General features: G+C 60.2%; 21 protein-coding genes. 3 read left to right on the forward strand and 18 right to left on the reverse strand.

Features of this window, described 5'->3' with window-relative positions; genetic code table 11:
* Window position 1: 1 nt before the first annotated feature.
* The 6 genes from puuE to uraH are packed head-to-tail and all read right to left on the reverse strand — an operon-like array spanning window position 2 to window position 7,266.
* Complete coding sequence (puuE, locus tag HKN06_03700) at window positions 2–913, reverse strand: allantoinase PuuE (GenBank protein ID NNF60418.1); 912 nt, start codon at window positions 911–913, stop codon at window positions 2–4.
* Window positions 910–2,103 (reverse strand): urate hydroxylase PuuD, encoded by a 1,194-nt coding sequence (locus HKN06_03705; GenBank protein ID NNF60419.1) that lies wholly within the window; start codon window positions 2,101–2,103, stop codon window positions 910–912. The genes puuE and HKN06_03705 overlap by 4 nt, the downstream gene beginning before the upstream one ends.
* Complete coding sequence (gene xdhC / locus HKN06_03710; GenBank protein NNF60420.1) at window positions 2,100–3,167, reverse strand: xanthine dehydrogenase accessory protein XdhC; 1,068 nt, start codon at window positions 3,165–3,167, stop codon at window positions 2,100–2,102. The genes HKN06_03705 and xdhC overlap by 4 nt, the downstream gene beginning before the upstream one ends.
* Complete coding sequence (gene xdhB / locus HKN06_03715) at window positions 3,164–5,464, reverse strand: xanthine dehydrogenase molybdopterin binding subunit (protein ID NNF60421.1); 2,301 nt, start codon at window positions 5,462–5,464, stop codon at window positions 3,164–3,166. Before xdhB ends, xdhC begins: the two co-directional genes overlap by 4 nt.
* On the reverse strand, window positions 5,454–6,911 hold the full coding sequence (gene xdhA / locus HKN06_03720; GenBank protein NNF60422.1) for a xanthine dehydrogenase small subunit: 1,458 nt from the start codon (window positions 6,909–6,911) through the stop codon (window positions 5,454–5,456). The genes xdhB and xdhA overlap by 11 nt, the downstream gene beginning before the upstream one ends.
* Window positions 6,912–6,918: 7 nt before the next feature.
* Entirely contained in the window at window positions 6,919–7,266 is a 348-nt protein-coding gene (gene uraH, locus HKN06_03725; protein ID NNF60423.1) for a hydroxyisourate hydrolase, read from the reverse strand.
* Window positions 7,267–7,405: 139 nt separating this feature from the next.
* Between uraH and HKN06_03730 the strand changes: the two genes are divergently transcribed.
* A complete protein-coding gene (locus HKN06_03730; protein NNF60424.1) occupies window positions 7,406–8,386 on the forward strand; it encodes an adenosine kinase in 981 nt (326 codons plus the stop codon).
* 39 nt (window positions 8,387–8,425) lie between these two features.
* Complete coding sequence (locus tag HKN06_03735) at window positions 8,426–8,935, forward strand: M23 family metallopeptidase (protein ID NNF60425.1); 510 nt, start codon at window positions 8,426–8,428, stop codon at window positions 8,933–8,935.
* Here the strand turns inward: HKN06_03735 and HKN06_03740 are convergent.
* From HKN06_03740 to deoD, 6 genes are read right to left on the reverse strand one after another with little or no spacing between them, the layout of a single operon-like run.
* Window positions 8,928–9,461: an ATP-binding protein gene (locus HKN06_03740; GenBank protein NNF60426.1), complete on the reverse strand. Its 534-nt coding sequence runs from the start codon at window positions 9,459–9,461 to the stop codon at window positions 8,928–8,930. The two genes, HKN06_03735 and HKN06_03740, sit on opposite strands and share 8 nt — an antisense overlap.
* Window positions 9,458–10,030, reverse strand: a complete 573-nt coding sequence (locus tag HKN06_03745; GenBank protein ID NNF60427.1) for a nicotinamide mononucleotide transporter — start codon at window positions 10,028–10,030, stop codon at window positions 9,458–9,460. The genes HKN06_03740 and HKN06_03745 overlap by 4 nt, the downstream gene beginning before the upstream one ends.
* A gap of 12 nt (window positions 10,031–10,042) precedes the next feature.
* A complete protein-coding gene (locus HKN06_03750; protein ID NNF60428.1) occupies window positions 10,043–10,921 on the reverse strand; it encodes an aldehyde dehydrogenase family protein in 879 nt (292 codons plus the stop codon).
* A complete protein-coding gene (locus HKN06_03755; GenBank protein ID NNF60429.1) occupies window positions 10,918–12,393 on the reverse strand; it encodes an aldehyde dehydrogenase family protein in 1,476 nt (491 codons plus the stop codon). Before HKN06_03755 ends, HKN06_03750 begins: the two co-directional genes overlap by 4 nt.
* Window positions 12,394–12,396: 3 nt before the next feature.
* Complete coding sequence (deoC, locus tag HKN06_03760; GenBank protein NNF60430.1) at window positions 12,397–13,326, reverse strand: deoxyribose-phosphate aldolase; 930 nt, start codon at window positions 13,324–13,326, stop codon at window positions 12,397–12,399.
* Window positions 13,319–14,032, reverse strand: a complete 714-nt coding sequence (gene deoD, locus HKN06_03765; GenBank protein NNF60431.1) for a purine-nucleoside phosphorylase — start codon at window positions 14,030–14,032, stop codon at window positions 13,319–13,321. Before deoD ends, deoC begins: the two co-directional genes overlap by 8 nt.
* Before the next feature lie 104 nt (window positions 14,033–14,136).
* Between deoD and HKN06_03770 the strand changes: the two genes are divergently transcribed.
* Complete coding sequence (locus tag HKN06_03770; GenBank protein ID NNF60432.1) at window positions 14,137–15,552, forward strand: amidohydrolase; 1,416 nt, start codon at window positions 14,137–14,139, stop codon at window positions 15,550–15,552.
* Window positions 15,553–15,629: 77 nt separating this feature from the next.
* Here HKN06_03770 and HKN06_03775 read toward each other — a convergent pair whose 3' ends face one another.
* From HKN06_03775 to HKN06_03800, 6 genes are all read right to left on the reverse strand, one after another.
* Window positions 15,630–16,643 (reverse strand): lipase family protein, encoded by a 1,014-nt coding sequence (locus tag HKN06_03775; protein ID NNF60433.1) that lies wholly within the window; start codon window positions 16,641–16,643, stop codon window positions 15,630–15,632.
* 357 nt (window positions 16,644–17,000) lie between these two features.
* Window positions 17,001–18,203 carry a phosphopentomutase gene (locus HKN06_03780; GenBank protein NNF60434.1) on the reverse strand — a complete coding sequence of 401 codons (1,203 nt, stop codon included), beginning with the start codon at window positions 18,201–18,203 and terminating at the stop codon, window positions 17,001–17,003.
* A 68-nt stretch (window positions 18,204–18,271) separates the two neighbouring features.
* Complete coding sequence (locus tag HKN06_03785) at window positions 18,272–19,234, reverse strand: hypothetical protein (protein NNF60435.1); 963 nt, start codon at window positions 19,232–19,234, stop codon at window positions 18,272–18,274.
* 118 nt (window positions 19,235–19,352) lie between these two features.
* A complete protein-coding gene (locus tag HKN06_03790; protein NNF60436.1) occupies window positions 19,353–20,405 on the reverse strand; it encodes a hypothetical protein in 1,053 nt (350 codons plus the stop codon).
* 76 nt (window positions 20,406–20,481) lie between these two features.
* Window positions 20,482–23,121 (reverse strand): glucosidase, encoded by a 2,640-nt coding sequence (locus HKN06_03795; GenBank protein ID NNF60437.1) that lies wholly within the window; start codon window positions 23,119–23,121, stop codon window positions 20,482–20,484.
* A 7-nt stretch (window positions 23,122–23,128) separates the two neighbouring features.
* Complete coding sequence (locus HKN06_03800; GenBank protein ID NNF60438.1) at window positions 23,129–25,951, reverse strand: DUF349 domain-containing protein; 2,823 nt, start codon at window positions 25,949–25,951, stop codon at window positions 23,129–23,131.
* Window positions 25,952–25,990: the final 39 nt, after the last annotated feature.

A 25,990-nucleotide genomic window follows, 5' to 3' on the forward strand; every position in this document is an offset into this window, starting at 1 on the left:
GTCAGTCCTTGTCGTACGGGTGATGGGCAATCCAGTGCCGGGCGATATCAATGCGTGTTGCCAGCCAGACCTTTTCCTTGCTGTTTACATAGTCGAGAAATTTTTCTACTGCCAATGCCCGTCCCGGGCGACCGGCCAGTCGGCAGTGCAAACCGACCGACATCATCTTCGGTTGCTGCTTACCTTCCTGGTACAGGCAATCAAAGCTGTCCTTGAGATAGCTAAGAAAATCGTCGCCCGTATTAAAGCCCTGCGCGGTAGCAAAGCGCATGTCATTGGCATCGAGCGTGTACGGCATCATCAGCTGCGGCTTGCCATGGTTCAGGTCCCAGTACGGCAGGTCGTCGGCATAGCTGTCAGCGTTGTAGACAAAACTGCCCTCCTCGCCGACGATTTGATGGGTATTGGGACTGCAGCGCCCCAGGTACCAGCCGTTCGGCGGGCTTCCGGTAACCCGGGTGTGAATGTCGACGGCTTTTCGCAGGTGCTCGCGCTCGGTTGCCTCGTCGACAAACTGGTAATCGATCCAGCGATAGCCGTGACTGGCAATTTCCCAGCCGGCCTCCTGCATTGCCCGGACGGCCTGCGGATTTCGCTGTAATGCCATTGCCACGCCAAATACCGTCACGGGAACCTCGCGGCTGCTTAACACCCGATGCAGGCGCCAGAAGCCCGCGCGTGCGCCATATTCGTACAGCGACTCCATATTCATATGGCGGGTGTTTTCGTAAGGTTCCGCACCAACAATTTCCGACAGGAACGCTTCTGACTCGTTATCGCCATGCAGCACACAACGCTCGCCGCCCTCTTCGTAATTGACGACGAACTGCAGCGCCAGCCGGGCACCGCCGGGCCACTTTACGCTCGGCGGGTTGCCGCCATAGCCAACCAGATTTCGCGGGTAATCGTTCATTGATCCAGACCTGCGTACCAGTGTGCAATGACGGCCCGTTCGGCTTCCGTGATCTGCGTCAGGTTACCGATGGGCATCGCCCGCAGCACCACCACCTGCTGGTAGATCCGCTCGGCTTCAGCCTCGATCTGTGCAACGGTCTCCAGCACCACCCCGCCCGGTGCCGCAGCAAAACCGGGATAGCTCGGCATCGCCGCATGACAACCGGCACAACGGCTGTACATGACTTGCTTTACCTCGGCGATACCGGTCACCGGAAGCTGCGTTGCTGTTTTGGCGGGCGCTTGTGGCGCTATGGCCGCCGCCACTCCCGCCAGAATAAAAACGGCGACAACCAGTGGCAGCGGCGACGCCTTGCCCTTGTGCCGGGCGACGAAGAAAACCCGGATCAATGCACCGGCCGCAGAGATGGCAATCAACACCAGCCAGTTGTACGCATGGCTGTAAGTCATCGCATAGTGATTACTGATCATGACAAACAGCACTGGCAGCGTGAAATAGGTGTTGTGCACGGACCGCTGCTTGGCGGTGATACCAGGACGCGGATCCACTGCCTCGCCGCGTTCTGCCGCGCTGACCATGCGTCGTTGCCCGGGAATGATGATAAAGAACACGTTGGCAACCATGATGGTGCCCAGCATCGCGCCAAAATGTATGAACGCACCGCGGCCGCTGAAAACCTGGCACAGGCCAAAGGCCGCAACCACTGCCAGAGCTGCCACAGCCACACCGAGCAACCGGTCATTCCGGGCCAGAGCCGAGCGGCACATCAGGTCGTACAACAACCATCCGCCGGCGATAACAGCAGCGCTGATGCTAATTGCCGCAGCCTGCGACAGTGCCATCCTGCTGTTGTCGATCAGGTAAACATCGGCGCTCCACCAGTACAGCAGCACCAGCAGGAACATGCCGGAAAGCCAGGTGGTGTAGGCCTCCCACTTGAACCAGTGCAGCGTTTCCGGCAGCTGTTCCGGAGCCACGCGATACTTCTGCGCGTGATAAAAACCGCCACCGTGCACCGACCACAGTTCGCCACCAACGCCGCGATCAGCATCGCCGTCACGCGCCGGTGGCTTCAGGTGATTGTCCAGCCAGACAAAATAAAACGACGAGCCCACCCAGGCGATACCGGCAATGAAATGCAGCCAGCGCCCCAGCAGACTGAGCCACTCGACGACATAGGCGCTCAAAGTTGCGCCCGCCGCTTGTCGTGTTGCAATTGAGTGCCTGCAGCGACCCGTTCACGCAACTGCAGCAACTGCGCCGCAACTGCGACAGCGATCTCGCCCGGTCGCTTGCCGCTAATGCCGTCGATGCCAATCGGACAGGTCAGTCGCGCGAGCTGCTGCTCATCGATACCCATGCGGCGCAGGCGCTTTTCGAACTGGCGCCGCTTGGAACGCGAGCCAATCAGCCCGCAATAGGCGATGTTGTCGCGCTGCAGGACACGCGCGCAGATATCCAGATCGATGGCATGACTGTGGGTCATGACCACGTAGCACGCACCGGAGCCAATCTGCTCAACCGCCGTCGCCGGCTCGGCGGTTTCTATAGTCGTGACATTCTCCGGCAGTCGTGTCGGAAATATTCCCTCGCGATTATCTACCCAGCTCACCTGGCACGGCAGGGCCGCCAGCGTGGCCACCAGTGCCGAGCCAACGTGCCCGGCGCCAAAGACCACGATCTGAAAGCGAGTCTGGTGCAATGGCTCGAACAGGGCCGGTACCTGCAGGTTACCCGCCCGTGACACCGTGGTGCGCAGAGCAGGCGCCTGCTGCCGGATGATGTCGTCGGCTACCTGTTGCACCGGATCATCGCTCGCCGCGCCACTCTCGCTGTTACAAACAACACGCCGGGTAATTCCGGTGCGGGTATCGCCAGTTGTCACCAGCACGGCGGGTTCAGCGCGCACCAGTGCCGCCTCCACCGCATCGATCCAGTCCGCCTCGGCAGGATGAACCTGGTCAAAGCGCACTTCGGCGACGCCGCCGCTACACTGGCCGCAATCGGCACCGAGCGTAAACGTGCGGCTGAAAGTTTCCGGCTGCTGCGGCTGGCACAACCACTTTGCGGCAATTGCCGTGCATTCATGCTCGAGCTGACCGCCGCCTATAGTCCCGGAAATGCTGTCAGCAGTGACAAACATTTTTGCGCCGGTCTCGCGTGGCGTCGAACCACGCGTATTGCTGACGGTTACGACGACAAACGGTTCTCCGTTTTGCTTCAGTTGCACCAGCTGTTGTGGCCAGTTCATTTGTGCATCACCGCCCTGAGTATTGCCTCTGGCGTGGCCGGCGCGGTTAATGGCGGGTGCGGATTGCCCGAGGCGCTTGCAACAGCGTCACGTATAGCGAAAAAAGCCGACAAACCCAGCATCAGCGGCGGTTCGCCGACGGCCTTGGAACGATGAATGGTCTGCTCGCGGTTATCAGCCGACTGCAGCATTTCGACGCGGAAATCGGCCGGCACATCGGAACAGGTCGGAATCTTGTAGGTAGACGGCGCATGAGTCTGCAGCCGCCCATTTTCATCCCACCACAACTCCTCGCTGGTAAGCCAGCCGTAACCCTGGATGTATCCACCCTCGATCTGGCCCAGGTCGACGGCCGGGTTTAGTGAACGGCCGCAATCGTGCAGGATATCGACACGCAGCAGCCGGTGTTCACCGGTGAGCACATCGATGACAACTTCCGATACGGCGGCACCGTAAGCATAGTAATAGAACGGTCGGCCCGAGAAGGTGGCCCGGTCATAGTGAATCTTCGGTGTCTTGTAAAAGCCGGTTGCCGACAGCGACACCCGCGCCATGTGTGCCTGTTGCACCAGGTCAGCAAAGCTCATCTGTTCCGTGCCGACGCTCACCTGGTTGCTGGCAAATACAATCTCATCCGGTGCCACGCCATACTTTTTACAGGCAAAGGCAACCAGCCGTGCCTTGATAGTGCGGGCGGCAGCCTGCGCCGCCTTGCCGTTCATGTCCGAACTGGCCGACGCTGCTGTTGCTGATGCATTGGGTACTTTGCTGGTATCGGCGGCGGTCAGGCGGATACGGTCGAGGCTGATCTGCAGCTCATCGGCGACCACCTGCGCCACCTTGATGTAAAGACCCTGCCCCATTTCGGTGCCACCGTGGTTGAGTCTTACCGTGCCATCGGTATAGATATGCAGCAAGGCGCCGGCCTGGTTGAGGTGTGTCGCTGTGAAAGAGATACCGAACTTGACCGGTGTTAAAGCAATACCGCGTTTGCACAGCTCGCTGGCTGCATTGAACCGATCAATATTGGCTCGACGCTGCTGGTAGTCCGACGTCTGTTCCAGCCGGTCGGCCAGGTCGTGAATGATGTTGTCTTCGACAACCTGGCCGTACGGCGTCACGTTGCGATCGTCGACGCCATAAAAGTTCCGGCGCCGCACTTCCAGCGGATCCTTGCCCAGCTGCCGTGCAATCTCGTCGATCACGTATTCGATCGCGTACATACCCTGCGGACCGCCAAAGCCGCGAAACGCCGTATTGGAGACCGTGTTGGTTTTGCAGCGGTGCGACACGATATCGAGATGTTCGAGGTAATAGGCGTTGTCGGCATGGAACATGCACCGGTCGTTGACCGGCCCGGACAGATCCGCCGACATGCCGCAACGGGAGGCAAAGTCGAAGTTGATACCGTGAATACGACCGGTGTCGTCGAAGCCGACCTCATAGTTGGTTCTGAAATCATGCCGCTTACCCGTCAGCAGCATGTCGGTGTCGCGATCCAGCCGCAGCTTTGCGGGTCTGCCCGTGCGCTGCGCCACCACTGCAGCAATGCAGGCAATCAGTGCCGGCTGGGTTTCCTTGCCGCCAAAACCTCCGCCCATGCGGCGACACTCGACAACCACGTCTTTGGCTTCTGTACCGATGGCATGTGCAACCTTGTGCTGCACCTCGCCGGGAAACTGCGTGGAGCTGTACACCTGCATCTCGCCGGCCTCGCGCGGCAGTACCATCGCAATCTGGCCTTCAAGATAGAACTGGTCCTGCCCGCCCAGCTCCAGCTTCCCCTGCAGCCGGTGCGGGGCAGCCGCTATTGCATCATTGGCTTGTCCGCGCTGCAGCCGTTCGGTTGGCAATACTGACTGGCCCTGCCTGACGGCTTCGTCGATCCCCAGCACGGCCGGCAGGGGCTCGTATGACACGTCTGCCAGCAACGCGGCACGACGCGCCTGTTCTACAGTGTCCGCGGCGACGGCAAACAGCGCCTGGCCGGCGTATTGCACTTCGCCATCGGCAAATATCGGATCGTCTTCGACCATGGCGCCGTAGTTGTTTACCCCGGGAATATCGGCCGCGTTAATCACCGCTACCACGCCGGGGGCAGTACGTACCTTGTCGAGATCGAGGTTTTTTACCCGGGCATGCGCTTCGCTGCTTAAGCCCACAGCAACATGCAGCAAATCGCGTGGCTCGGGGATGTCGTCGGTATAGACCGCACGGCCACTGACATGGCCGGGCGCGCTGTCGTGCGGCAGCGGCTTGCCGACCGTCACGCTGCGATCGTGGCGTTCAGCGTCCATAGTTGTACAGCCGCTGCTCGACCTCGCCAGCGGTCTCGTGCAAAAACTTCAGCAACAGGTTCTGGCACACCTGCAGGCGATAGCCTGCGCTGGCACGCATGTCGGTAATCGGGCTGAAATCGCGCGCCAGCGCCTGCACACCGTTTTCCGCCGTGGCCTGCGTCAACGCCGAACCGGTCAGCGCCTGCTCGGCGGCCGGTGCCCGTGACGGTATTGCCGCCACGCCGCCAAAACCGAAACGCGCCTCGCTGATCACCCCGTGGACAATGTCAATACTGAAAGCTGCGCAAACGGCCGAGATATCCTGGTCGAAACGCTTGGAAACCTTGTAGGCACGAAACTGCTGTTGCGGCCGCGGCATCGGGATACGAATACGTTCGAGAAATTCGCCCGGCTGCAGATCCGTTTGCCGGAAACCGGGATAAAACTGATCAATCGCGACTTCTCGTGTTGTCTCGCCGCGGCGCAGAACCAGCACGGCTCCGAGCGCAATCAGCGCCGGCATCGAATCCCCGATGGGCGAACCGTTGGCAATGTTGCCACCGACCGTTGCGGCGTTGCGTATCGGCGGCCCGGCAAAGCGTCGCAGCAACTCGTCCAGGGCCGGATATATTTCGAGCAGCGCCGGCATGGCGTCGCTAAAAGTCACCGCCGCACCAAGCTCCAGGTGCATTTGCGACTTATTAATCTGCTGCAGCTCGCGAACCTGGCCGAGATAAATCAGCTGTGGCAGCTCGCGGTGCTCTTTTGTGACCCAGAGTCCGACATCGGTGCCGCCGGCCAGCAGCTGCGCTTCCGGATGTTCGGCTACCAGGGCAGCAAGTTCGGCCAGCGTGGTCGGGGCGAAGTAGCTGTGGCCTGCCGCGGCCAGTTCGACCGGCGCATGCTGCAGACCCTGCAAGGCTGTTACCAGGGTTTTCTCGTCGCGGTCCGGTCGCGGCAACTTGTACATGGCCCGTGCCGCGGCAACGATCGGCCGGTAACCCGTGCAGCGGCACAGGTTGCCGGCTAAGGCGTCGTCTATCTCCACACGTCCCGGCGAGGAGTTTTCTTCGTAAAGTGCATACAGCGACATGACAAAGCCTGGTGTGCAAAAACCGCACTGCGAGCCGTGCTCGTCAACCATCGCCTGCTGTACCGGGTGCAGGCTGCCGTCGCTTTCACTCAGGCTTTCAGTGGTGAGCAGGGCTTTGCCGTCGAGCGTGGCAAGGAACTGGATACATGAATTGATGGCCTGGTAACGCAGCCCGCTGCCGTTGTTGTCGAGTTCGGCAACAACCACCGCACACGCTCCGCAATCGCCCTCGGCGCAACCTTCCTTGGCGCCGGTACGCCGCCGATCCTCACGCAACCATTGCAGCACGGTGCGGTTGGGGTCGAAATCCCGCAGCTGGATAACTTCGCCATCGAGCAGGAAACGGATGCTGTTACGAGCCTGCTGATGCATGCCTGTTTCAGCTACCGCGGTAAGTGGTGTAGCCCCATGGCGTTACCAGCAGGGGAACGTGATAGTGATCGTCTTCGCCCAGATAAAAGCGCAGCGTTATATCGCTTAGGAATGGCTTCTCACCGGCGTCGATTGCGCCGAAATAGTCGCCCACATCGAACACCAGTTCGTAGGTCCCGCAGGCAAAATCTTCTTCGTCGAGCAGCGGCGCATCGACCCGGCCATCATCGTTGGTCGTGAATTCCGCCACCATCATGCGTACGCCGTCGATGGCATAAAGCCGCCCCGGCACGCCGCCAGCCGGGCGCCCGTTCGCGGTATCGAGGACATGTGTGGTCAGTCTTCCCATCGGTATCACTTGCGGTTCAGGGCGTAATAGCTTGATATTAAATGACTTACATCTGATTAACCAGCCGCAGCCGGTGGTTTGGGGCATTACGGCGGGAAGCGGTCTAGAATCTGCCGCTGGTTTTGACTGCCGGAGAAGAAAAACCGTGTCAGACTCTGTCGAACTGCTCGGACTCAGTAACGCAATCGTCGATATCCTTGCCCACGTCGAGGACGATTTTCTCGAGGAAATTGGCGCACAGCGCGGTTCCATGACGTTAATCGACGCCGACCAGGCACGCCAGCTGTACCAGCGCATGGGTCCGGCAACGGAAATGTCCGGCGGTTCGGTTGGCAATACGATCGCCGGTTTTGCCAATCTCGGCGGCGAGGCAGCCTACATCGGGCGTGTTGCCGCCGACCAGCTTGGCGCCATCTTTGCGCACGATATGAAGTCGCTGGGTGTTGATATGCGTCTGCCACCGGAAACGCGCATGTCGCCCACTGCGCGCAGTCACGTACTGATAAGCCCGGACGGCCAGCGCACGATGCAGACCTATCTCGGTGCGTGTGGCGAAATCGCGCCCGAAGACATCAACGAAAAAACCATCGGCCAGCCTGACATTCTGCTGATCGAAGGCTATATCTGGGACACCCCGAACGGCCCCGAGATCACGCAGAAGGCGATGGAAATTGCCAACCAGTCCGGCGCCATGATCGGGTTGTCCCTGTCGGATGATCAATGCGTCCTGCGCCACCGCGACGAGTTCACCCGTGCCGCCAAGGATTATGTGCGTCTGATTTTTGCCGATGAGGATGAGATCATTGCGCTGCTGCAGGCAGACAACTTTGATGCGGCCGTCGCCGAAGTTAAAGGCAGCGATGCCCTTTACGTCATCACGCGGTCGGAGAAAGGCTCGGTTATTCTGCACGGCGATCATCATCACGTGCAGCAGGCGGACAAGCTTGATGAGATTGTCGACACTACCGGCGCAGGTGATGCCTATACCGCAGGCTTTCTATATGGTCTGGCAAAGAACTGGTCGATTGCCGAATGTGCCACGCTGGGTACGCGTTGTGCTTCAGCGGTAATCGGTCAAGTTGGTGCGCGGCTGGAGAAAGGCGTTATCGATATTAACGCTGGCTGATTCGCGGTGCGATTCCGGCTGAGCCAGCGACGCCGCAAAATGCTGGTCATCGCGGCCGTCGTTCTGGTGCTGGGATACCTGCCACCTGAGCGTGGCGTGCTGCCGGTCGAGGGCGCCAGTGTCGATAGCTGGGACCCGCTGTCTTTCTGGTATACCCCGTGGGGCGTGTCCGGAGTCCACAAGGGCATCGATATCTTCGCCCCGCAGGGAACCGCGGTTCTCGCTGCGACGCACGGCATCGTAACCTACGCCGGACGCAAGTCGCTCGGCGGTAACGTCGTGCTGATACTCGGCCCGAAATGGCGACTGCACTACTACGCTCACCTGGAGTCGTCAGCCGTCAGGGCTTTCCAGCCCGTGCGGCGCGGCCAGCGCATTGGCAGCGTCGGCGACAGTGGCAATGCGGCGGGCAAACCGCATCACCTGCACTACGTCATCCGCACGCCCTTCCCCATACCATGGATGGCGCAGCCGGAACTCGAGCAAGGCTGGAAACGCATGTTCTTTTTCGACCCGGTCGAACGCTTTCGCGCCTGGCAGGCTATTTAAAGCCTTCGAGGATTGCTCGCACGGTTTCCAGGCGGTCGGCCAGCGGGCCTTTTAACTCGACAAACTCAACGCCTCGGCGCAGCAAGTCATCACGTATCTGAGCCTGGAAGCGCTCGCGGTGCTGGCGACCGGAACGCTCCCAGGTATCTTCGTAAGGGATGTCGGTACCGCAGAGAAAAAAGAAGTCGTAGCGATCGGCTGCCGCGTTGGCCAGGTCAATAAGGCGCGGCAATGCGGCGCCATGATAGTCCAGGGCGTAATGGTAGGTGACGATAGCCTCGGTATCGACAAACAAATAGCGTTTTGCCTTCGCCAACAGCTCCTTTTCGCGCTGCAGGTGCCCCTCGGCAATCTCGACCAGCTGTTCGGGACTGAGACGCCGCGATTCCTGATGTTCCATCCAGTACTCGCGACCATATTCCGGCATCCACGCGGTGTCGTAGTGCTGCGCCAGGGCGCGTGCCAGGCTGGTCTTGCCGGTCGACGGCGCGCCCAGCAGTGCAACTTTTGTTACCTGCCTGCTCATGCCGCTGCCTGTTGTTCCTGCAGGGACCTGTTCCACGCAATATATCCGGCAACACACAAGCCCAGAAATACCGCGTAGAGCCCGGCCGTCCAGTACAGCTCCTTGACGTAGTAAATACCGATGGCAACGATGTCGACAACAATCCAGAAATGCCACGTCTCGATACGCTTGCGTGCCTGCAGCCACATGGCAACAAGGCTTGCTGCTGTTGTAAATGCGTCGCCATAGGGAATAGCCGCATCGGTAGTGGCCGACATCAGGTAACCCCAGCCGAGCGTGCCGACTGTAGCCGCCCCAATCCAGCCGAGCAAGGCGTTCCGGTCAAGACGCGAAACCCGCAGTTCGCCCTGATCGGCGCCGCCGTGCAGCCAGTGATACCAGCCATAAAGCTGTACCGCGACATAGATAAGATGCAACAGAAAATCGGAGTAGAGCTTTGCCTGGAAAAAGACAAAAACATATAGCGACACCTGCACCAGCCCGGTGGGCCAGCACCAGACGTTTTGCCTCACGACCAGGATGACCGCCAGCAGGCCAAAAAACGCCGCAACCGGCTCTACCCACTCCATCTGTGCAGTTGCCTAGCGGCCGATCGGGTGCCAGGTGGTTTTTGTTTCCTGGGTATCGTTGATCAGGTACGGCGTGTCACTGGTCGCGTCAGCCCAGTCGGTACCGGTACGGCCAACCACGCGCTTGATGTTGCCCGCTGCCAGCGTCTGGATCTGCGCACCGCCATCGCCGCTGTCTTCGCAGTAAACAATCGCGTTGACGTCCATGTGCGACGCAAAGTGCTCGGTCAGCTCGGGGCGAAAACCGGTGATCAGGTTAACAACCCCGGGCGGCACGTCGGACGACTCCAGCACTTCGGCAAAGCTGATGGCACACAGTGGTTTTGATTCAGACGCCAGTGCCACGCAGGTGTTACCGCCGACGATCGCCGGCGCGATGTTGGAAACAAGCCCCAGCAGGCCGGAATTCTCCGGTGCCAGGATGGCAACCACTCCGGTCGGCTCGAGCACCGAGAAATTAAAGTGCGATGAGCTCACCGGGTTGACCGCGCTGAACACCTGCTGGTACTTGTCCGCCCAGCCGGCAAAGTAAATCAGCCGGTCTATCGCTGCGTCCACTTCGCGTTCGGCTTTTTTTGCCTTGCTGCCCTGTAGCTGCAGCTCGCTGACAAACTGCGCGCGGCGTCCTTCGAGCATCTCGGCAATGCGGTACAGGATCTGCCCGCGCAGATAGGCACTGGCACCTGACCAGCCGGCAAAGGCGGCACGTGCCGCCACGACGGCCTCACGAAAGTCCTTGCGGCTGCCGTGACTGACATTGGCCAGCACGTTGCCGTCCTCGTCCTTGAGCGGGTAGAAACGACCCGACTCGGTACGCGGGAATTTGCCACCGATGTAAATCTTGTAGGTCTTGGCCACCGGCACGCGGCCCTCGCTGCGCTTGCCGCTCATCGCTTGTCCTCCAGCCGCACGTAGGCAGACAAACCATGCAGCCCGCCTTCACGGCCGACACCGCTTTCCTTGTAGCCGCCAAACGGCGAGGTTGGATCAAACTTATTAAAGGTATTGGCCCAGACCACTCCGGCGCGCACCGCGCGTGTCATCTTGAAAATCTTCGCGCCCTTGTCTGTCCATACGCCGCCGGAAAGTCCATAGGGCGTGTTATTGGCCTTGGAGATGCCCTCTTCGAGGGTGCGGAAGGTTTGTATCGCCAGCACCGGCCCGAAGATTTCTTCCTGGACCACCCGATTGGATTGCGACACACCGGTGAACAGTGTCGGCCGGCACCAGTAGCCTTTCTCCGGAACCGAACACGAGCTCTGGTACATCTCGGCGCCTTCCTGCTGGCCCAGCTCCAGGTAGGACTCGATACGCTTGAGCTGCTCGGCCGAATTGATCGCACCGATATCAGTGTTCTTGTCCAGCGGGTCACCAACGATCAGCGTCTCCATCCGGTCTTTCAGCTTGCTGATAACTTCATCGGCGACAGCCTCCTGCACCAGCAGCCGCGAACCGGCGCAGCAGACATGACCCTGGTTGAAGAAAATGCCGTTGACGATGCCCTCGACCGCCTGGTCGATCGCAGCGTCCTCGAAAATGATGTTGGCCGCCTTGCCACCCAGCTCGAGCGTGTATTTTTTGCCGGTACCGGCCAGGCTTTTCTGAATTTGCCGGCCAACGCCTGTTGAACCGGTAAAGGCAATCTTGTCGACATCGTCATGCTGCACGATCGCTGCACCGGTATCGCCGGCACCAGTGACTATATTGATCACCCCGGGCGGCAGGTCAGCATCACGAATAAGCTCGGCAAGCTTTAACGCAGTCAATGGCGTGGTCTCTGCCGGCTTGAGCACAACAGTGTTACCGCAGGCCAGTGCCGGTGCGATTTTCCAGGCTGCCATCAGCAGCGGGAAATTCCACGGAATTATCTGGCCTGCCACACCCAGCGGCCGCGCTGCGCGACCGGGGAATGCGTATTCGAGTTTGTCGGCCCAGCCGGCGTAGTAAAAAAAGTGGGCAGCCGACAGCGGGATGTCGATATCACGTGACTCGCGGATTGGCTTACCACCATCGAGCGACTCGATAACGGCAAACTCGCGCGATCGTTCCTGCAGCATGCGGGCGATGCGATAGATGTACTTGCCGCGATCGGCGGCGCTCATTTTCGACCAGCTGCCTTCGTAGGCTTTACGCGCTGCCTTTACCGCCCTGTTGACGTCGGCGTCGGTGGCCGCGGCGATGCTCGCCAGCTTTTGCCCGTTGGCCGGGTTGATGGTGTCGAAGTAACCACCCTGCTCGGGCGCGACGAACTCGCCGCCGATGAACAACCCGTATTGCTGCTCGAGCTTCACATGGCTGGTGTCCTGCGGCGCCGCCGCGTACTCCCAGCCACCATCAAACGAAAGTTTGCTTTGCCCGCTCATGGATCAGTCCTTGGAAAAATAATCATGTGACTGGTACACCCCGGTTTGCTGTTTTTGCAGCTGCATCAACACGTCATTGGCCAGCGAACTGGCGCCGAACCGGAACAGGTCCGGTGTCATCCAGTCGTTACCCAGCGTCTCGTGCAGCATGACCAGATACTGGATCGCCTGCTTGGCTTTGGAAATGCCGCCAGCGGGCTTCATGCCGATCTTGCGATCGGTCTCGTAATAAAAATCGCGGATGGCCTGCAGCATTACCAAGGTAACCGGCATGGTTGCCGCCGGCTGGATTTTTCCGGTCGAGGTCTTGATGAAATCGGCGCCGGCGTGCATTGCCAGCACGCTGGCCCGACGCACCCGGTCCAGGGTGCCGAGCTCGCCGGTTTCCAGGATCACCTTCAGGTGCGCGTCGCCACAGGCTTCCTTTATCGCCGCTATCTCGTCGTATACCAGGCCATACTGACCGGAAAGAAACGCGCCGCGGGAAATCACCATGTCGATTTCGTCGGCACCTTCTGCGACGGCCATACGCGTGTCTTCCAGCTTCACCTCACGAGGCGCCATGCCGCTGGGAAACGCCGTTGCAACTGAGGCAACGTTGATGTCGTGACCACTCAGCGCTTTTTTGGCCACGCCAACCATTGTCGGGTACACACACACTGCTGCGACATGCGGCAGCCCTGCCATGGTGTCGTGCAGGTGGATGGCTTTCTGGCACAACTGCCGCACCTTGCCCGGGGTGTCCTGGCCTTCCAGCGTGGTCAGGTCGATCATGCTCAGCGCAAGCCGCAGCGCCTCGACCTTGGATTCTTTCTTTATGCTGCGCGTGCAGAAGCGCGCGGCACGTTCGGCCACGCCAACCTCGTCTACCCGCGGGACCTGGCTAAGGTCAGGCAGCCGGTTCGGCTGGATATGCAGGGCGGCGTCAGACACTGCGCTTTACCGTCTCCAGGGCGATCTTGATCATGTCGTCGAATGTCGACGCGCGCTCATCGGCAGTAAGCGCTGCGCCGGTACGGATGTTGTCACTTACCGTGCAGATTGCCAGTGTATCGACATTGTGCTCAGCACCCAGTGCATAAAGGCCCGCCGCCTCCATCTCCAGCCCGAGTATGTTGAACCTTTCCATGATGTCGAACATCGCCGTATCGGGCGTGTAAAACAGGTCCGCCGAGAACAGGTTGCCGACCTGGTACGGCGCCCCGTGGCGGGCCGCAATCTCGACTGCCTTGCGCAGCAGCTTGTAGCTGGCGATGCAGGCGTAGTCGTAGCCGCCGAAACGCATGCGGTTGACGCCGGAATCGGTGCACGCACCCATGCCGATGATGATGTCGCGCAGTTTGGTCGCAGCGTTAACAGTGCCGCAACTACCGACCCGAATGATGCGCCTGACGTCATATTCGGTCATCAACTCGGTTGCATAGATGGACACCGACGGTATTCCCATGCCGTGCGCCATGACCGAGACCGGCACACCCTGGAACGAGCCGGTAAACCCGAGCATGTTACGTACGTCGGTCACCTGGCGCGCATCGTCCAGGTAGCTTTCGGCAATGTAGCGAGCGCGCAGCGGATCGCCCGGCATCAGCACCGATTCGGCAAAGTCGCCGCGCGCGGCATTCATGTGCTTGGTAGCCATAAGCTCCCGTTCCTGCGATATAACGCGCTATTCTCTCACGCAGACTGGTTGGATTACACCCGTCGACGCCCTATTATCGCCTCCAAACTGCACCGGTGAGTACCATGACTTTACGCCCCCTGATCGCCTGCTGCGCCGCCCTGCTGAGCGCCTGCGCCACCAACCCCACGGCGGGCGACCGCCGCACCTCGGTGGATCTGGTTGTCGAGGGCGACTACGTCCTGACCATGAATGGCGATGAAATGATCGCATCCGGCGCGGTTGCCATCTCCGCGGGCGAGATCGTTGCGGTCGGTAAGGCGGCCGACATCGCAAAACGCTACTCATCCACCCAGACCATCAGCGGCGAGCAAACGGTGGTGATGCCGGGGCTGGTCAATGGCCACACCCATGCGGCCATGAGCCTGTTGCGCGGTATTGCCGATGACCTGGAGCTGATGCAGTGGCTGCAGGACTACATTTTTCCTGCCGAGGTTCGTTTTGTCGACGAAGAGTTTGTACGTATCGGTACTGAACTGGCGTGCTGGGAGATGATCCGTGGCGGCACTACAACTTTTGTCGACCTCTACTATTTTCCCGATGCGGTTGCAGAAGCAGTGGAGCGCTGCGGGCTGCGCGCCATAGTTGCGCCGACGGTGATTGACCAGAAAAGCCCGGATGCCGAAAACGGTGCGCAGTCGCTGGCCCAGGCAGCGGAATTTGCACGGCGCTGGAAAGACCGCAATCCACGCATCATTCCGGCGATTGCTGCTCACTCGGTCTACACGCTGCCGACCGAATGGGTGCGCAAGGTGCGTGATGCGGCGTTCGAAATCGGCGTACCGACGACCATTCACCTGTCTGAATCACCGTTCGAGACCCAGGTGATACGCGAACAGCACGACAGCACGTCAACAGAACTGCTGGAGCGGCTGGATTTTTTTGATAACCCGGTTATTGCCGCGCATGTTGTCTGGCCAAGCGACAGCGACAAGCAGAAGCTGGCACAACACGGTGTCGGTGTGATTCACAACCCGACGTCAAACATGAAGCTTGCGTCAGGCGTCTCGCCGGTGAGCAGCATGCTCGCTGCCGGCGTAAAGGTCGGCCTGGGTACCGACGGTGCGGCCAGCAACAATGACCTCGACATGTGGGAAGAAATTCGCCTGGCCACGTTCCTGGCCAAGGTCAGCGAAATGGACCCGACCGCACTGCCCGCCCGTCGTGCTCTCAGCCTGGCCACAGCCGAAGGCGCCGCGGCCATTGGTCTTGGCGACCAGGTCGGCCAGCTCGCTCCGGGAATGCGGGCTGACCTGATCCAGGTGTCATTGGCTGACCTGAGTTTCGTGCCGATCTACGGCGTTATTTCACACCTGGCCTATGTCGCCGACGAACACGACGTGACCACGGTGATCGTCGACGGTCGCATTTTGATGCGTAACCGCGAGGTGCTGTCGATTAACAAGTACCGGCTGCGACGTGAAGCCGGCGAACTGACCGCGCGGATCAGGGCCGAGCTGGTCACTGGCCAGGACCGGTAGGGATAACGCCGCCGCTACGCATTCCGGCGGCGGAGACGCCTGGCTATTAGTCACCTGGCGACCAGCCACTGAATCAGTCAGTCCACGGCTCCCCGTTTCGAGGCCGACTCGCTGTGCGCGCCGCGGCGGCTGGCCCGGGATATATCGACGTAGTGTGACGGGATGTGGTGCTCGAAGGACAGCTTCCGTCCGAGAACTTTTGGCGCGTCGAGGACATCCTGCAGGCTCGAAAGTGACAGCGCCAGGCCAGCCATGCGCAAACCGTAACTGGTCGCCATGAGCGGTATGCTCGGGAACTGTAATCTTTCCATGAGCGGTGTGAGGAAACCGGGCAGGATCTCGGAAATGTGGCAGCTTTTCGGCTCATCATTTCCGCCGTCCACTTTGCTCCAGACCTTTTCATCATGGCCGTCGATCGCGGTGTAAAGAGTGCCGAAGTGCACGTAATTGCCGGCACCGACACCGGTCGGTGGCAGGTAAGCCACCAGGTCGGGGTCGTAGACGTGGCGGTGCAGGTTCAGGCCCTCGCTCTGCCGGGCGAACCTGCTGTTTCCAACCATCGGCTGCCCAAACGTGTAGATGCCCTGCAGTGCGGGGGACACCAGTTCGCTGTCAACTATGCGACGCCCGGCGAGTACCGCTATTGCGCCGCCCAGGCTGTGGCCGGTGACATAGAGATCGCCCTCCAGTGTGGCGAGACGATCGCAGAGTTCGGGCCACAGCACATCCATGCTCAGGAAGAAGCCGCGGTGCACCCATTCTTCGTCGTCATTATCCCAGATGTGCTTTTCCACCAGCGCGTCGGTCAATACATCAACCAGGTGTGTCGGTTCGGTACCGCGAAAACTGAGCACGTGAAAACCCTCGTCGAGAGTAATCAGGAAACCGTTCGCGTCCACGGGTAGTGCCGGGTTTCGGACACGGTAGTGATGAATGTCAGGTTCCCTTGCCGCAACACTGTCCCGCGCAAGAACCTTTCTCAGGGCCTCTCCCTCGCCATAGCTCCACGTTGAAATGAGCGACAGCAGGTAAGTAATATCCGGATCGTACGGTGCCCGCGCCTTCTGCCTGATCCTGCTCAGCAGCGACATGCTACTTTCCTCTCGTTACTGTCCTTTCGGTACCGCAACGATAGCGGGGATCGAGAACAAGGCCCATACGCAGCTTCCGCAACAGGCGGAGCTTGTTTGCCGGCTATTGCGAGCCTGGAAATCGGTGTGGCAAACAAATGCCGACGCTATGATTGCTGCCGGTGGTGATTTGCAGCTGAAGCTGGTTTTGCAAAAGCATATTGCCGGGTAGTCGCGGCTGGAAGCCGCTCCCACGGGAGTATCTTGCGGGTAAGTCGCGGCTGGAAGCCGCTCCCACGTCCGCTCCCACGGCCGCTCCCACGGCCGCTCCCACGTCCGCTCCCACGGCCGCTCCTGCAGCCGCTCCTGCAGGAACGGTTACGAGGTGAGGAAGGAAGTGCCGTGGTCCATCGGCGGCAGGCCGAACAGGCTGGCCAGGCTCTGGCCGATGTCGGCAAAAGTGTCACGCTTGCCCAGCGAGCCCGGGTTGACGGCATTGCCATAGACAATTACCGGGATGTGTTCGCGGGTATGGTCGGATCCCGGCCAGCTTGGGTCGCAACCATGGTCGGCACTGATCACCAGCAGGTCATCGGGCGCCATGGCCTCAATAATCCCGGGCAGTTGTTCATCAAAATATTCCAGCGCATCGGCATAACCGGCCGGATCCCGGCGATGACCGTACAACATGTCGAAATCAACCAGGTTGGTAAATACTATTGACCGGTCCGGTGCTGACTCCAGGGCTGCAACCGTTGCGTCGATCAGGGCTGCATTGCCTGTTGCCTTGATTTTTTCGGTCACGCCGCGATGCGCGAATATATCCGGGATCTTACCGATCCCAACGACCTCTCCGCCATCGGCGACCAGCTTGTCCAGCAACGTTTCTGCCGGCGGCGGCACCGCCAGGTCGCGACGGTTTCCGGTACGCTCGAAGTCACTGGCGCTGGTTCCTACAAAAGGACGGGCGATTACCCGTCCGATATTGTATTCATCAACCAGTTCGCGTGCCACGTCACACACCTGGTACAGGCGCTCGAGACCGAACGCTTTCTCATGGCAGGCAATCTGGAAAACGCTGTCGGCCGATGTATAGACAATCGGCTTCCCTGAGCGCACGTGTTCCTCGCCGAGGCTGGCAATGATCTCCGTGCCGGAGGCGTGACAATTCCCCAGCACACCCGGCAAGTCACAACGAGCGATCAGCTGGTCAATTAATGCTGGCGGAAACGTGTCGGTCTTGTCGGTGAAGTAACCCCAGTCAAACAGTACCGGGACCCCCGCCATTTCCCAGTGCCCGCTTGGCGTATCCTTGCCGCTGCTGAGTTCAGCCGCATAGCCATAAGCGCCATCTATAGTCTTCGGCAGCGTACAACCCGCCGGGACCTCGCCGCTGCTGTCGCGCGCCGCATTAAACAGACCCAGCCGAGCTAAATTTGGCAGGCTGAGGCTCTGGCCCGAACGCTCGCGAAACTTTGCGATGCTGCCAAGCGTATTTGCGCCGACATCGCCAAAGCGGCCGGCATCCTCGGTGGCGCCGATTCCAAACGAGTCAAGGACAATTATTATCGCGCGCGGCATCAACTGGCTTCCTGGTGTAGCCAGTCACTATACCATCCGGTATTTGCCGCAGGCTGCGGCGCGAGAAACTATGCCTCGTGGTTGCGGCTGCGCCACTCAGCCAGGTCGAGCAGGTCAACCGCGCCATCGGCATTGAGGTCCGCCACAGCACTGTACGCATCGTCACCCAGTCGCGTCATGAACGAGCCGCGAATGCTCTGCATCATGTCAGGGTGATCCGCGTGCAGGTTGTGAACGCTGGTTGCGGCATCGCTGGCCTGTTCCACCGCAGGTTTTCCAGCCGCAGGTTCAGCCGGCGGTACCGGCGTTGTGGCATCCATGCGCGAACGCAACGCGACAATGTCCGCCAGGTCAACGCGACCGTCGCGGTTCAGATCCACCGACGCATCAAAACCGTCATCGCCGGCAGCAAGCAGGAATGAGGCACGCATGCGCTGCAGCATGTCCTCGTTAGAGGCCGGTCGCTGCTGATCGCGGAGCGCTGCCAGATCTTTCAGGTCAATACGACCATCGGCATGAAGATCGAGGTCAGCAGCAAAACGGTCATCGCCCTCGACGCTCATGAAAGCCGCACGCATGCGGTCAATCATGGAAGTTTCCTCTGCCGGCCGTGTTACCTGGTTGCCAGGCTGTACTGGCTTGGCCGGTCGTTCCGGCTGTTGCTGGTGACGCAACGCAGCCAGGTCTTTCAGATCAATACGGCCATCAGCATTAAGATCCAGGTCAGCAGCAAAACGGTCGTCGCCCTCGGCGCTCATGAAGGCGGCGCGCATGCGCTGCATCATGGAGTTATCTTCCGCCGGCCGCGTGACCTGAGGACCATTGTGAACCGGTCTTGCCGGATGCTCAGGACGCTGGGAAGCCTCGGATCCTTGTGGTGACTCAGGCCGCTGCCCCGCCACAGGACGGGTCTGCACGGTGTCATGACCGGGAACCGGCATAGTGCCTCGCACCGGCCCGCCTCTGCCCCTGGCACGCGTGAATGCCGCTGCCAGCGACTGCAAATCGTATCCGCCCGGACCCTTGATCATGCTGTAACTCCAGCCCTTTTACCCGTTTCCTGTAAGAGGTAACGGCCGGTACGGGCCAGTCTTGAGCCCGCCAGCTGGCTGAATTGTCACATAAGGTGCAGGTTAAATAACCCTGCGGTTATTGTGCGCCCGGCTGCAGTGTCCAGGTCCACTGACGTTTTTTGGTCCAGCCGCCGCTGGCGTCGCGCTCGAATACATGCGAGACAAAGGTATTGTCGTCAATAATTTCAATTTCGTCGCGCACTGACTTTAACGTGCCATTGGGTATGTAAATCAGCCCGGCATGCACCTTGCGCCCGTCCTGTTCGCCAAGTTCACCTTCGAAGTAAACACCACGCGAGCCTGTCTGCTGCATATATACCTTTTCAGTGACCGGGTTGAAGATAATGTATTTCGACCAGTCCTTCGTTTGCCGGCCGTCTTCGTAGATGCTGACAATCTCGCCAATCACATGCTGCCGGTGCGGTCCCCAGCGATAGTTCATGCCATAGAATTTCTCTGTGCCGCTGCCCGGACTGAAGTCCGGGTTGGGCGCGCGCCAGCGCCCCGATCCTGCAAGCAGGTGTCCGACCTGACGCTCCAGTTGCGCCGGCGGTTTTGACCCCGGGCTTACCCGGGCCCGTTCGGGTGCTTTCTCGAGGGGATGACGACGCCATTCCCAGACCTGGTCCTGTGACCACCCCGCTCCGTTCCTGCTGTACACGATGCTGGTATGCGTATCGCTGTTATCGTAAATGTTCTCGTGACGTGAAATGCTCAGCGTGCCGTCGGCACCGTACCTGATCATGTCGATAATCTGGAGTTTTCCTGGCTGCACCGGCACTTCGCCATAAACCAGGGTGCCGTCCCAGCCGATTTGCTGCGTAACCACTTTCTCCGTCACCGGATTGTAGAGTGCATACAGTGTCCAGTAGGTGGCGCGCTTGCCATCTTCGAACACGCCGCCCAGCTCGCCGACAATATGGCTGCCATCAGGTTGCAATCGAAACTGCAGCCCGAATGCAGCCGGGCCACCGCGCTCCGGGTCGTACTGCGGATTGTCAGCAAGCCACTGATCGCCGTCATTCAGCAGGTGCCGCATGTGAGCCCGCATCGCATTATCGGCCACCGCGCCAACCGGAAGCAGAAGCAGCGCAGCCAACCCGGATGCGACAATTGCAAATACTTTCATTCAAAAACTCCTGAGCGTTATCAGTCTGATCCCGCTCCAGGCGCAATGTTCCGGCCTGATCAGACCTTGCGACAGGCTACTTCGGGTTATAGGAACGGCGGATCAGGTTGGCGAGCAAGCCAGTCCAGCCGGTCTGGTGGGCAGCTCCCAGACCGCGACCGTTGTCGGCATGGAAGTACTCATAAAACAGGCACAGCTCGCGCCAATGCGGATCGGACTGGAACGGGCTGTCCGGCCGCAGCGCGGGCACGATACCGTCGTCATTGCGCCGGTAAAGATCAACCACGCGACCAGCTATGAGGTCCGCCGCCTGCTGCAGGTTTATTTGTCCGTCGGGGCCAGTCACCGTGAAGTCGGGGCCCAGGTAACGGTAGTACCTTTCCAGCGCCAGGATCAGCGAATAGTTGGTCGGCAGCCAGATTGGCCCGCGCCAGTTTGAATTGCCACCGTACATCGGGCTGTTAGCCTCGCCCGGGACGTAGTCGATAAAGACATCGCCAATGCCCGGTACGGTGCCAACCGGTGTGCCGCCTCCGTGAGCACGGCTCAGGCTGCGGATACCAAATGGCGACAGGAACTGCCGTTCGTCCAGGACCCGCTCAATCACGCTGCGCAGCATGTTCCGGTTCACCAGCGCCAGCAGGTGCTCGCCGCGGGCATTGTCTTCATCCGGACACTCGGTCACGAAATGTCCGTGAACACGGCCACCGCGATGTTCGTGAAGCAAGGCGGCAAAGCGTGGTGATGCCTGCAACAGGCCGGGGCCAATCACTTCGCAGGCAAACAGCGGCACCAGACCTACCCACGAAAACACATCGATCGTGTGGCGCTGGCCGTCGGGCCCCACCACGACATCCTTGAAAAATCCGTCCTGCTCATCCCACAGCGACAGGCCAACCCGATCGTAGCCGCTGATCGATTCCGCGATTGCCAGGAACTGTTCGTAACACTGTATCGCTATCTCTTCGTAGTCCGGCTGTACTGCGGCAATCTCCAGCGCAATAACGGTCATGTTCAGCGCATACATCGCCATCCAGCCCGTCGCATCTGCCTGCACCAGCCGGTATCCGGACGGCAGCGGTGAATGCGAGCGGTCAAAGACCGAAATGTTATCCAGCCCGAGAAAGCCGCCGTCAAACAGGCTTTGCCCGTGGACATCTTTACGGTTGAGCCACCAGGCGTAGTTGAGCAGCAGCTTGTGAAACACCCGCCGCAGGAACGAGTAATCGGCCACCCCGTTGCGCTCGCGATCGGTGCGGAACAGCCGCAACGCAAAACCTGGGTGCACCGGAGGATTCACGTCGCTGAAATTCCACTCGTAAGCCGGAATAGCCCCGGTGGGATGCAGGTAGCGTTCGCCCAGCAATACCTCCAGCTGCTGCTTGGCAAACGGCATATCAACCAGGCTCAGCGGCGCACACTGGTAGGCCAGGTCCCAGGCGGCAAACCACGGATACTCCCAGGTATCCGGCATGCTGATGATGTCGCCGGCTCGCAGGTGCCGCCAGTTACAGTTGCGTCCACGCTTGCGTTGCGGCGGCGGGCTCAGTGCGTCGCCCTCAAGCCACTTATCGACATCGTAATGGTAAAACTGCTTGCCCCAGATCATGCCGGCAAGCGCCTGGCGCATAATGCGTTGATCCTCAGCGGTCGCGTCCGGCTGCAGCTGCCGATAAAACTCATCGGCTTCGCCCCTTCTTTTTGCCAACATCTCCTGCATGCCGGCGAATGCCTTGTCGGGTTTGCCGCGGCCGAGCCACATATCAAAGTAGTGTGTTTCGCCGGGGCCTGCCTTGATCGTTCGCAGCGCCGCTGTCCGGGTCCCGTGACCCTCAGCGCGCACGGCATCTTTCTCGCCATGCACCAGGTAGCGGTTGAAAGCGTCCTTGCTGTACGGGACGCCATCCTCGCCCCACAGCAAATCAGCGTTTGACTCATTGTCGGTGAACAGGACCTGTGCGTCCTGCGAGCCCAGCAGGTGATACCCGGCAAATTCCTGGTCGTCTGCTTCGACCGCCCACGCTGATCCGTCGGGCGCTTTTGTCGTGCGCAGGGATGACTTTGCCGCAGCCCCGCTCCAGCTCCACGTATTGCGCCACCACAGCATTGGCAGCAATGAAATCTCTGCCGCATTCGGACCGCGATTGGTCACCGCAACCTGGATAAAAATGCTTTCCGGACCGGCTTTGGCGTAGCTGACCAGCACATCCCAGTAACCCGATTCAAACGCACCGGTATCCATCAGCCCGTACGGCCGGTCGCTGCGCCTGAGCCTGGCATTCCGGCTGGCTATTTCGCGATACGGATACGCGGCCTGCGGATATTTGTACAGGTAGCGCATCCAACTGTGGGTTGGCGTCGCATCGAGGTAAAAATAGTACTCCTTTACCTCCTCGCCACGATTTCCCTGCTCATTGGTCAGGCCGAATGCTCGTTCCTTGAGTATCGGGTCGCGGCCGTTCCACAAAGCCAGCGAAAAGCACAGGCGCTGTTCGATATCGCTGATGCCGGCCAGACCGTCTTCACTCCAGCGGTAGGCACGCGCCACGGCATGTTCAAAAGGGAAGTGATTCCAGGCATCGCCTTTGGCGCTGTAGTCTTCGCGCACCGTGCCCCAGGCGCGTTCCGACATGTACGGACCCCAGCGCTGCCACCGGGTATCGCCCAGCTCCTGCTGCTTCAGGCGCTCCTGTTCGCTGTCTAGAGCATCAGTCACAACGATGTCAGTGGCTGCTCAGTGCCTCGAGTGCACGCCGGAAACGCTGTTCCAGTGCCTCGCGCTGATCGGCTGGCACCGCACCGCTGCAATACCATGACTTTTCCAGCTCACCCGGGTCGAGCGTCTGGCGGTTGCCACTGAGCGACTCGGACAACTGCGTGACCCGGTATTGCATGCGTTCTTCACTGAACTCGTCCGGCGATTCGATGTTGGCAGCAATCTCCATCTCCAGGCAAAGACGACGTTTCTTTTCCAGGTTGTCTTCCAGTCCCGCAGTCACTTTTGCCACCGCACCGTCATCGCCCTGTGCCGCTTCTGCCACGCTTCGCGCGCGCTGCCGGAAATCGGCGTCGAATCCATCCGCCAGTTGTACTACAGCCGTTACGGCCTCAGCGTCAACGCTTGCTCCTGCAGCAACCTGCCGCTCCAGTTCATCGAGACGCTGTGCTGTCTCGCGCATCTGCTCCATCGCCTGGCGGGCAATATGCTTGTCCAGCTGGCCGCACAGATCCAGCAGGCTGCTGCAGGATTTACCGAATTCCTTGTCGATTGCCTGCTTGTCACGCGGCACCGCGCCGATGCGCCGCCATCCGGCACTTAGCTGCTTTACCTTTTTTCGTGAAGCGGCTGCCAGTTCTGCAGTACCGGCACTGCCAGCCAGCACCTGCTTAAGCTCTGCTTGCATTTCCGTTACCTGGCCCAGCACCGCCTTCTTTTCAGCCAGGTTGTGGGCACGCTCTGCGTCCGCGGCAGCAAATGTTTCCTTGCGCTTTTCAAACACCGCGTCGCAGGCCGCGCGAAAGCGTTTCCACAGTTGCTGCTCGCGGCGCCGGCCAGCCTGCACCAGCGGCTTCCAGTCTCTTTGTGCCTGCTTTGCCACCTGCACGTGATTGCGCGAATCCGGCTCCTCCGCCAGACTCTCAACGCGCTCAATAAGCTTTTCGCGTCGCTCGATTTCTCTTTTGCGCATGGTACCGAGGTGTTCATCAAGTACCGCCTGTGCGCCGTCGTAACGCTTTTGTATCTTGTTCTTTTGCCGCCGGTCGACCGGCCCGGCCTTGTGCCACCGTTGCTGCAGATCCCGGGTCTTTTCCGCGATATCGCGCCACGCCGGTTGCTCCCAGTCAGTTTCACCTGCCAGCCGCTCCAGCTCCTCGCAGATTGCAACCCGTTGCTCCATGTTCGCGGCGCGCTGCTCTTTTTGCTGGTTGAACAGAGCCTGGCACGGCTCGTAGGCTTTTTCGCAAGCGCTGTCGAATCGATGCCACAGCTTCTTGCCGGCCGGCCCGTCCGACTTGTCCAGCGCCTTCCATTGCTCACGATATTCACGCACGGCGCGAGCGATGTCCGGTATTTTCATGTCACTGTCGCCAAGCGCAACCGCTTTTTCGCACAGCTCCTCGCGCTTGCGATCAGTGCCCCAGTGTCGCCAGCGTTTTAGCTCAGTCATGCGCGGTTCGCCGTCGCGCAGGCGCTGCTGCAGTTTCTTATGCTGCGTATCGGGCAGATCCAGTCGCGCCATCAGGCTTACAGCCTTGTCGTGCAGCGGTACAGCCTCGCCCAGCTTGCCGTCCTCCAGGGCGGCGTGATACTGATCGAGCAAGCTGGTTACGGAATCAATGTCACTTTCCAGCGCTGCAGCCTGCTTCTCCAGCCGACTGGCAAGGCTTTGGCGCAACGCGCTGTATTCTGCCTCCAGCTCAGCTTCCACCGTCGCATCCTCGGGCGCCTTGCTTTTTGCCCAGCGATCTTCGAGCCGCGTCAGATCGGCTTTTGTCAGCAATTCACCAGCCGCTGCCCGGCGCATGTCCTCGATAATCCTGCGCCGCGTCACTGCCCTGCTCTGGTCACGGTCACGCCGGCTGTCGTGCTCGGCTACCTGCCGGACCAGCTGGTCGAACTGTCTTTGCTGTGCGGCCGTTGCGGTGCCGAGATCGTGCCAGCGCCTGGTCAGGTCAGCGACCGGCGACGAAACATCATCGTCGAGATGGGCGCGCAGCTCTGTCATCACCGCATCACGCTGACTTGCCAGCTCGTGAAGCTTTGCCAGCCGTTGTGCAACCGCGCTGCGCCCTTCTTCGAATCGGGCTACCAGCCCGGAGTCGATGTCCTCAACTACATCGTGGTGTGTCTGCCACTGCGCCACCAGGTTTTCGAGTCGCAGCTGTTCGCTCTTGCCGTCTTCAGAGAATTCACCGGAACTCAACTGTTCGATCGCGTCACAGCATTCCTGCAGACCCTGCGCTGCTGCCTGCTGCGCCTCAATCCGGTCCAGACGCTCGCGCACCAGGCGATAGATTTTTTTGTCACGACCGCGCGCGTGCTCGGCGACCCGCTCGAGGTGCTGCTGGTCAACAATCGGCTGGACGGCGCTTTCACGAATCTCCTGCACCGTATCGCCAACCGCAATTTCACAAAGCAGGTCACGCACCTGGTCATCAGAATTGCTACCCACCAGCCGGGTCACCGCCAGTTTGCGCAACTCCGGCTCTACACCGCTGCGGGCGATAAACCGCACCAGGCGGGAATCGCTGGTCTGGCGCAAAAATTCCATCCGGGTATCCAGCGGCGAGCCCTGGACCTGCCCGGCTACCAGTGCCTGCATGCGGCCACTGGCAAGCTTGCGAACGCGATCGTCGTCGTCGCTCGTCGCGGCCTGCTGCAGGGCATCGAGCTGTCCGATTCGCCCCAGCGCCGCCGCCCGTACATCCGGGTGCGGGTCATCCTGCAATACAGTGACAAACACATCCTGGTCCACATCGATTTGCTCGACATGTGCCTGTCGCACTGCCGGATCCGGATGTTGCAGCTTGGATTTAAACCACATTGACTCCGTACGCCCGCCGTCACCGGCAAGCGCCCGTTA

This window comes from Gammaproteobacteria bacterium (assembly GCA_013003425.1).
Classification (GTDB): domain Bacteria; phylum Pseudomonadota; class Gammaproteobacteria; order Steroidobacterales; family JABDKV01; genus JABDJB01.

Excerpts from the sequence above, each read along its gene's own strand:
- puuE (NNF60418.1), bottom strand. The coding sequence starts at position 913 with ATGAACGATTACCCGCGAAATCTGGTTGGCTATGGCGGCAACCCGCCG.
- xdhC (NNF60420.1), bottom strand. The coding sequence starts at position 3,167 with ATGAACTGGCCACAACAGCTGGTGCAACTGAAGCAAAACGGAGAACCG.
- xdhB (NNF60421.1), bottom strand. The coding sequence starts at position 5,464 with ATGGACGCTGAACGCCACGATCGCAGCGTGACGGTCGGCAAGCCGCTG.
- xdhA (NNF60422.1), bottom strand. The coding sequence starts at position 6,911 with ATGCATCAGCAGGCTCGTAACAGCATCCGTTTCCTGCTCGATGGCGAA.
- HKN06_03735 (NNF60425.1), top strand. The coding sequence starts at position 8,426 with ATGCTGGTCATCGCGGCCGTCGTTCTGGTGCTGGGATACCTGCCACCT.
- HKN06_03740 (NNF60426.1), bottom strand. The coding sequence starts at position 9,461 with ATGAGCAGGCAGGTAACAAAAGTTGCACTGCTGGGCGCGCCGTCGACC.
- HKN06_03745 (NNF60427.1), bottom strand. The coding sequence starts at position 10,030 with ATGGAGTGGGTAGAGCCGGTTGCGGCGTTTTTTGGCCTGCTGGCGGTC.
- HKN06_03750 (NNF60428.1), bottom strand. The coding sequence starts at position 10,921 with ATGAGCGGCAAGCGCAGCGAGGGCCGCGTGCCGGTGGCCAAGACCTAC.
- HKN06_03755 (NNF60429.1), bottom strand. The coding sequence starts at position 12,393 with ATGAGCGGGCAAAGCAAACTTTCGTTTGATGGTGGCTGGGAGTACGCG.
- deoD (NNF60431.1), bottom strand. The coding sequence starts at position 14,032 with ATGGCTACCAAGCACATGAATGCCGCGCGCGGCGACTTTGCCGAATCG.
- HKN06_03770 (NNF60432.1), top strand. The coding sequence starts at position 14,137 with ATGACTTTACGCCCCCTGATCGCCTGCTGCGCCGCCCTGCTGAGCGCC.
- HKN06_03775 (NNF60433.1), bottom strand. The coding sequence starts at position 16,643 with ATGTCGCTGCTGAGCAGGATCAGGCAGAAGGCGCGGGCACCGTACGAT.
- HKN06_03780 (NNF60434.1), bottom strand. The coding sequence starts at position 18,203 with ATGCCGCGCGCGATAATAATTGTCCTTGACTCGTTTGGAATCGGCGCC.
- HKN06_03785 (NNF60435.1), bottom strand. The coding sequence starts at position 19,234 with ATGATCAAGGGTCCGGGCGGATACGATTTGCAGTCGCTGGCAGCGGCA.
- HKN06_03790 (NNF60436.1), bottom strand. The coding sequence starts at position 20,405 with ATGAAAGTATTTGCAATTGTCGCATCCGGGTTGGCTGCGCTGCTTCTG.
- HKN06_03800 (NNF60438.1), bottom strand. The coding sequence starts at position 25,951 with ATGTGGTTTAAATCCAAGCTGCAACATCCGGATCCGGCAGTGCGACAG.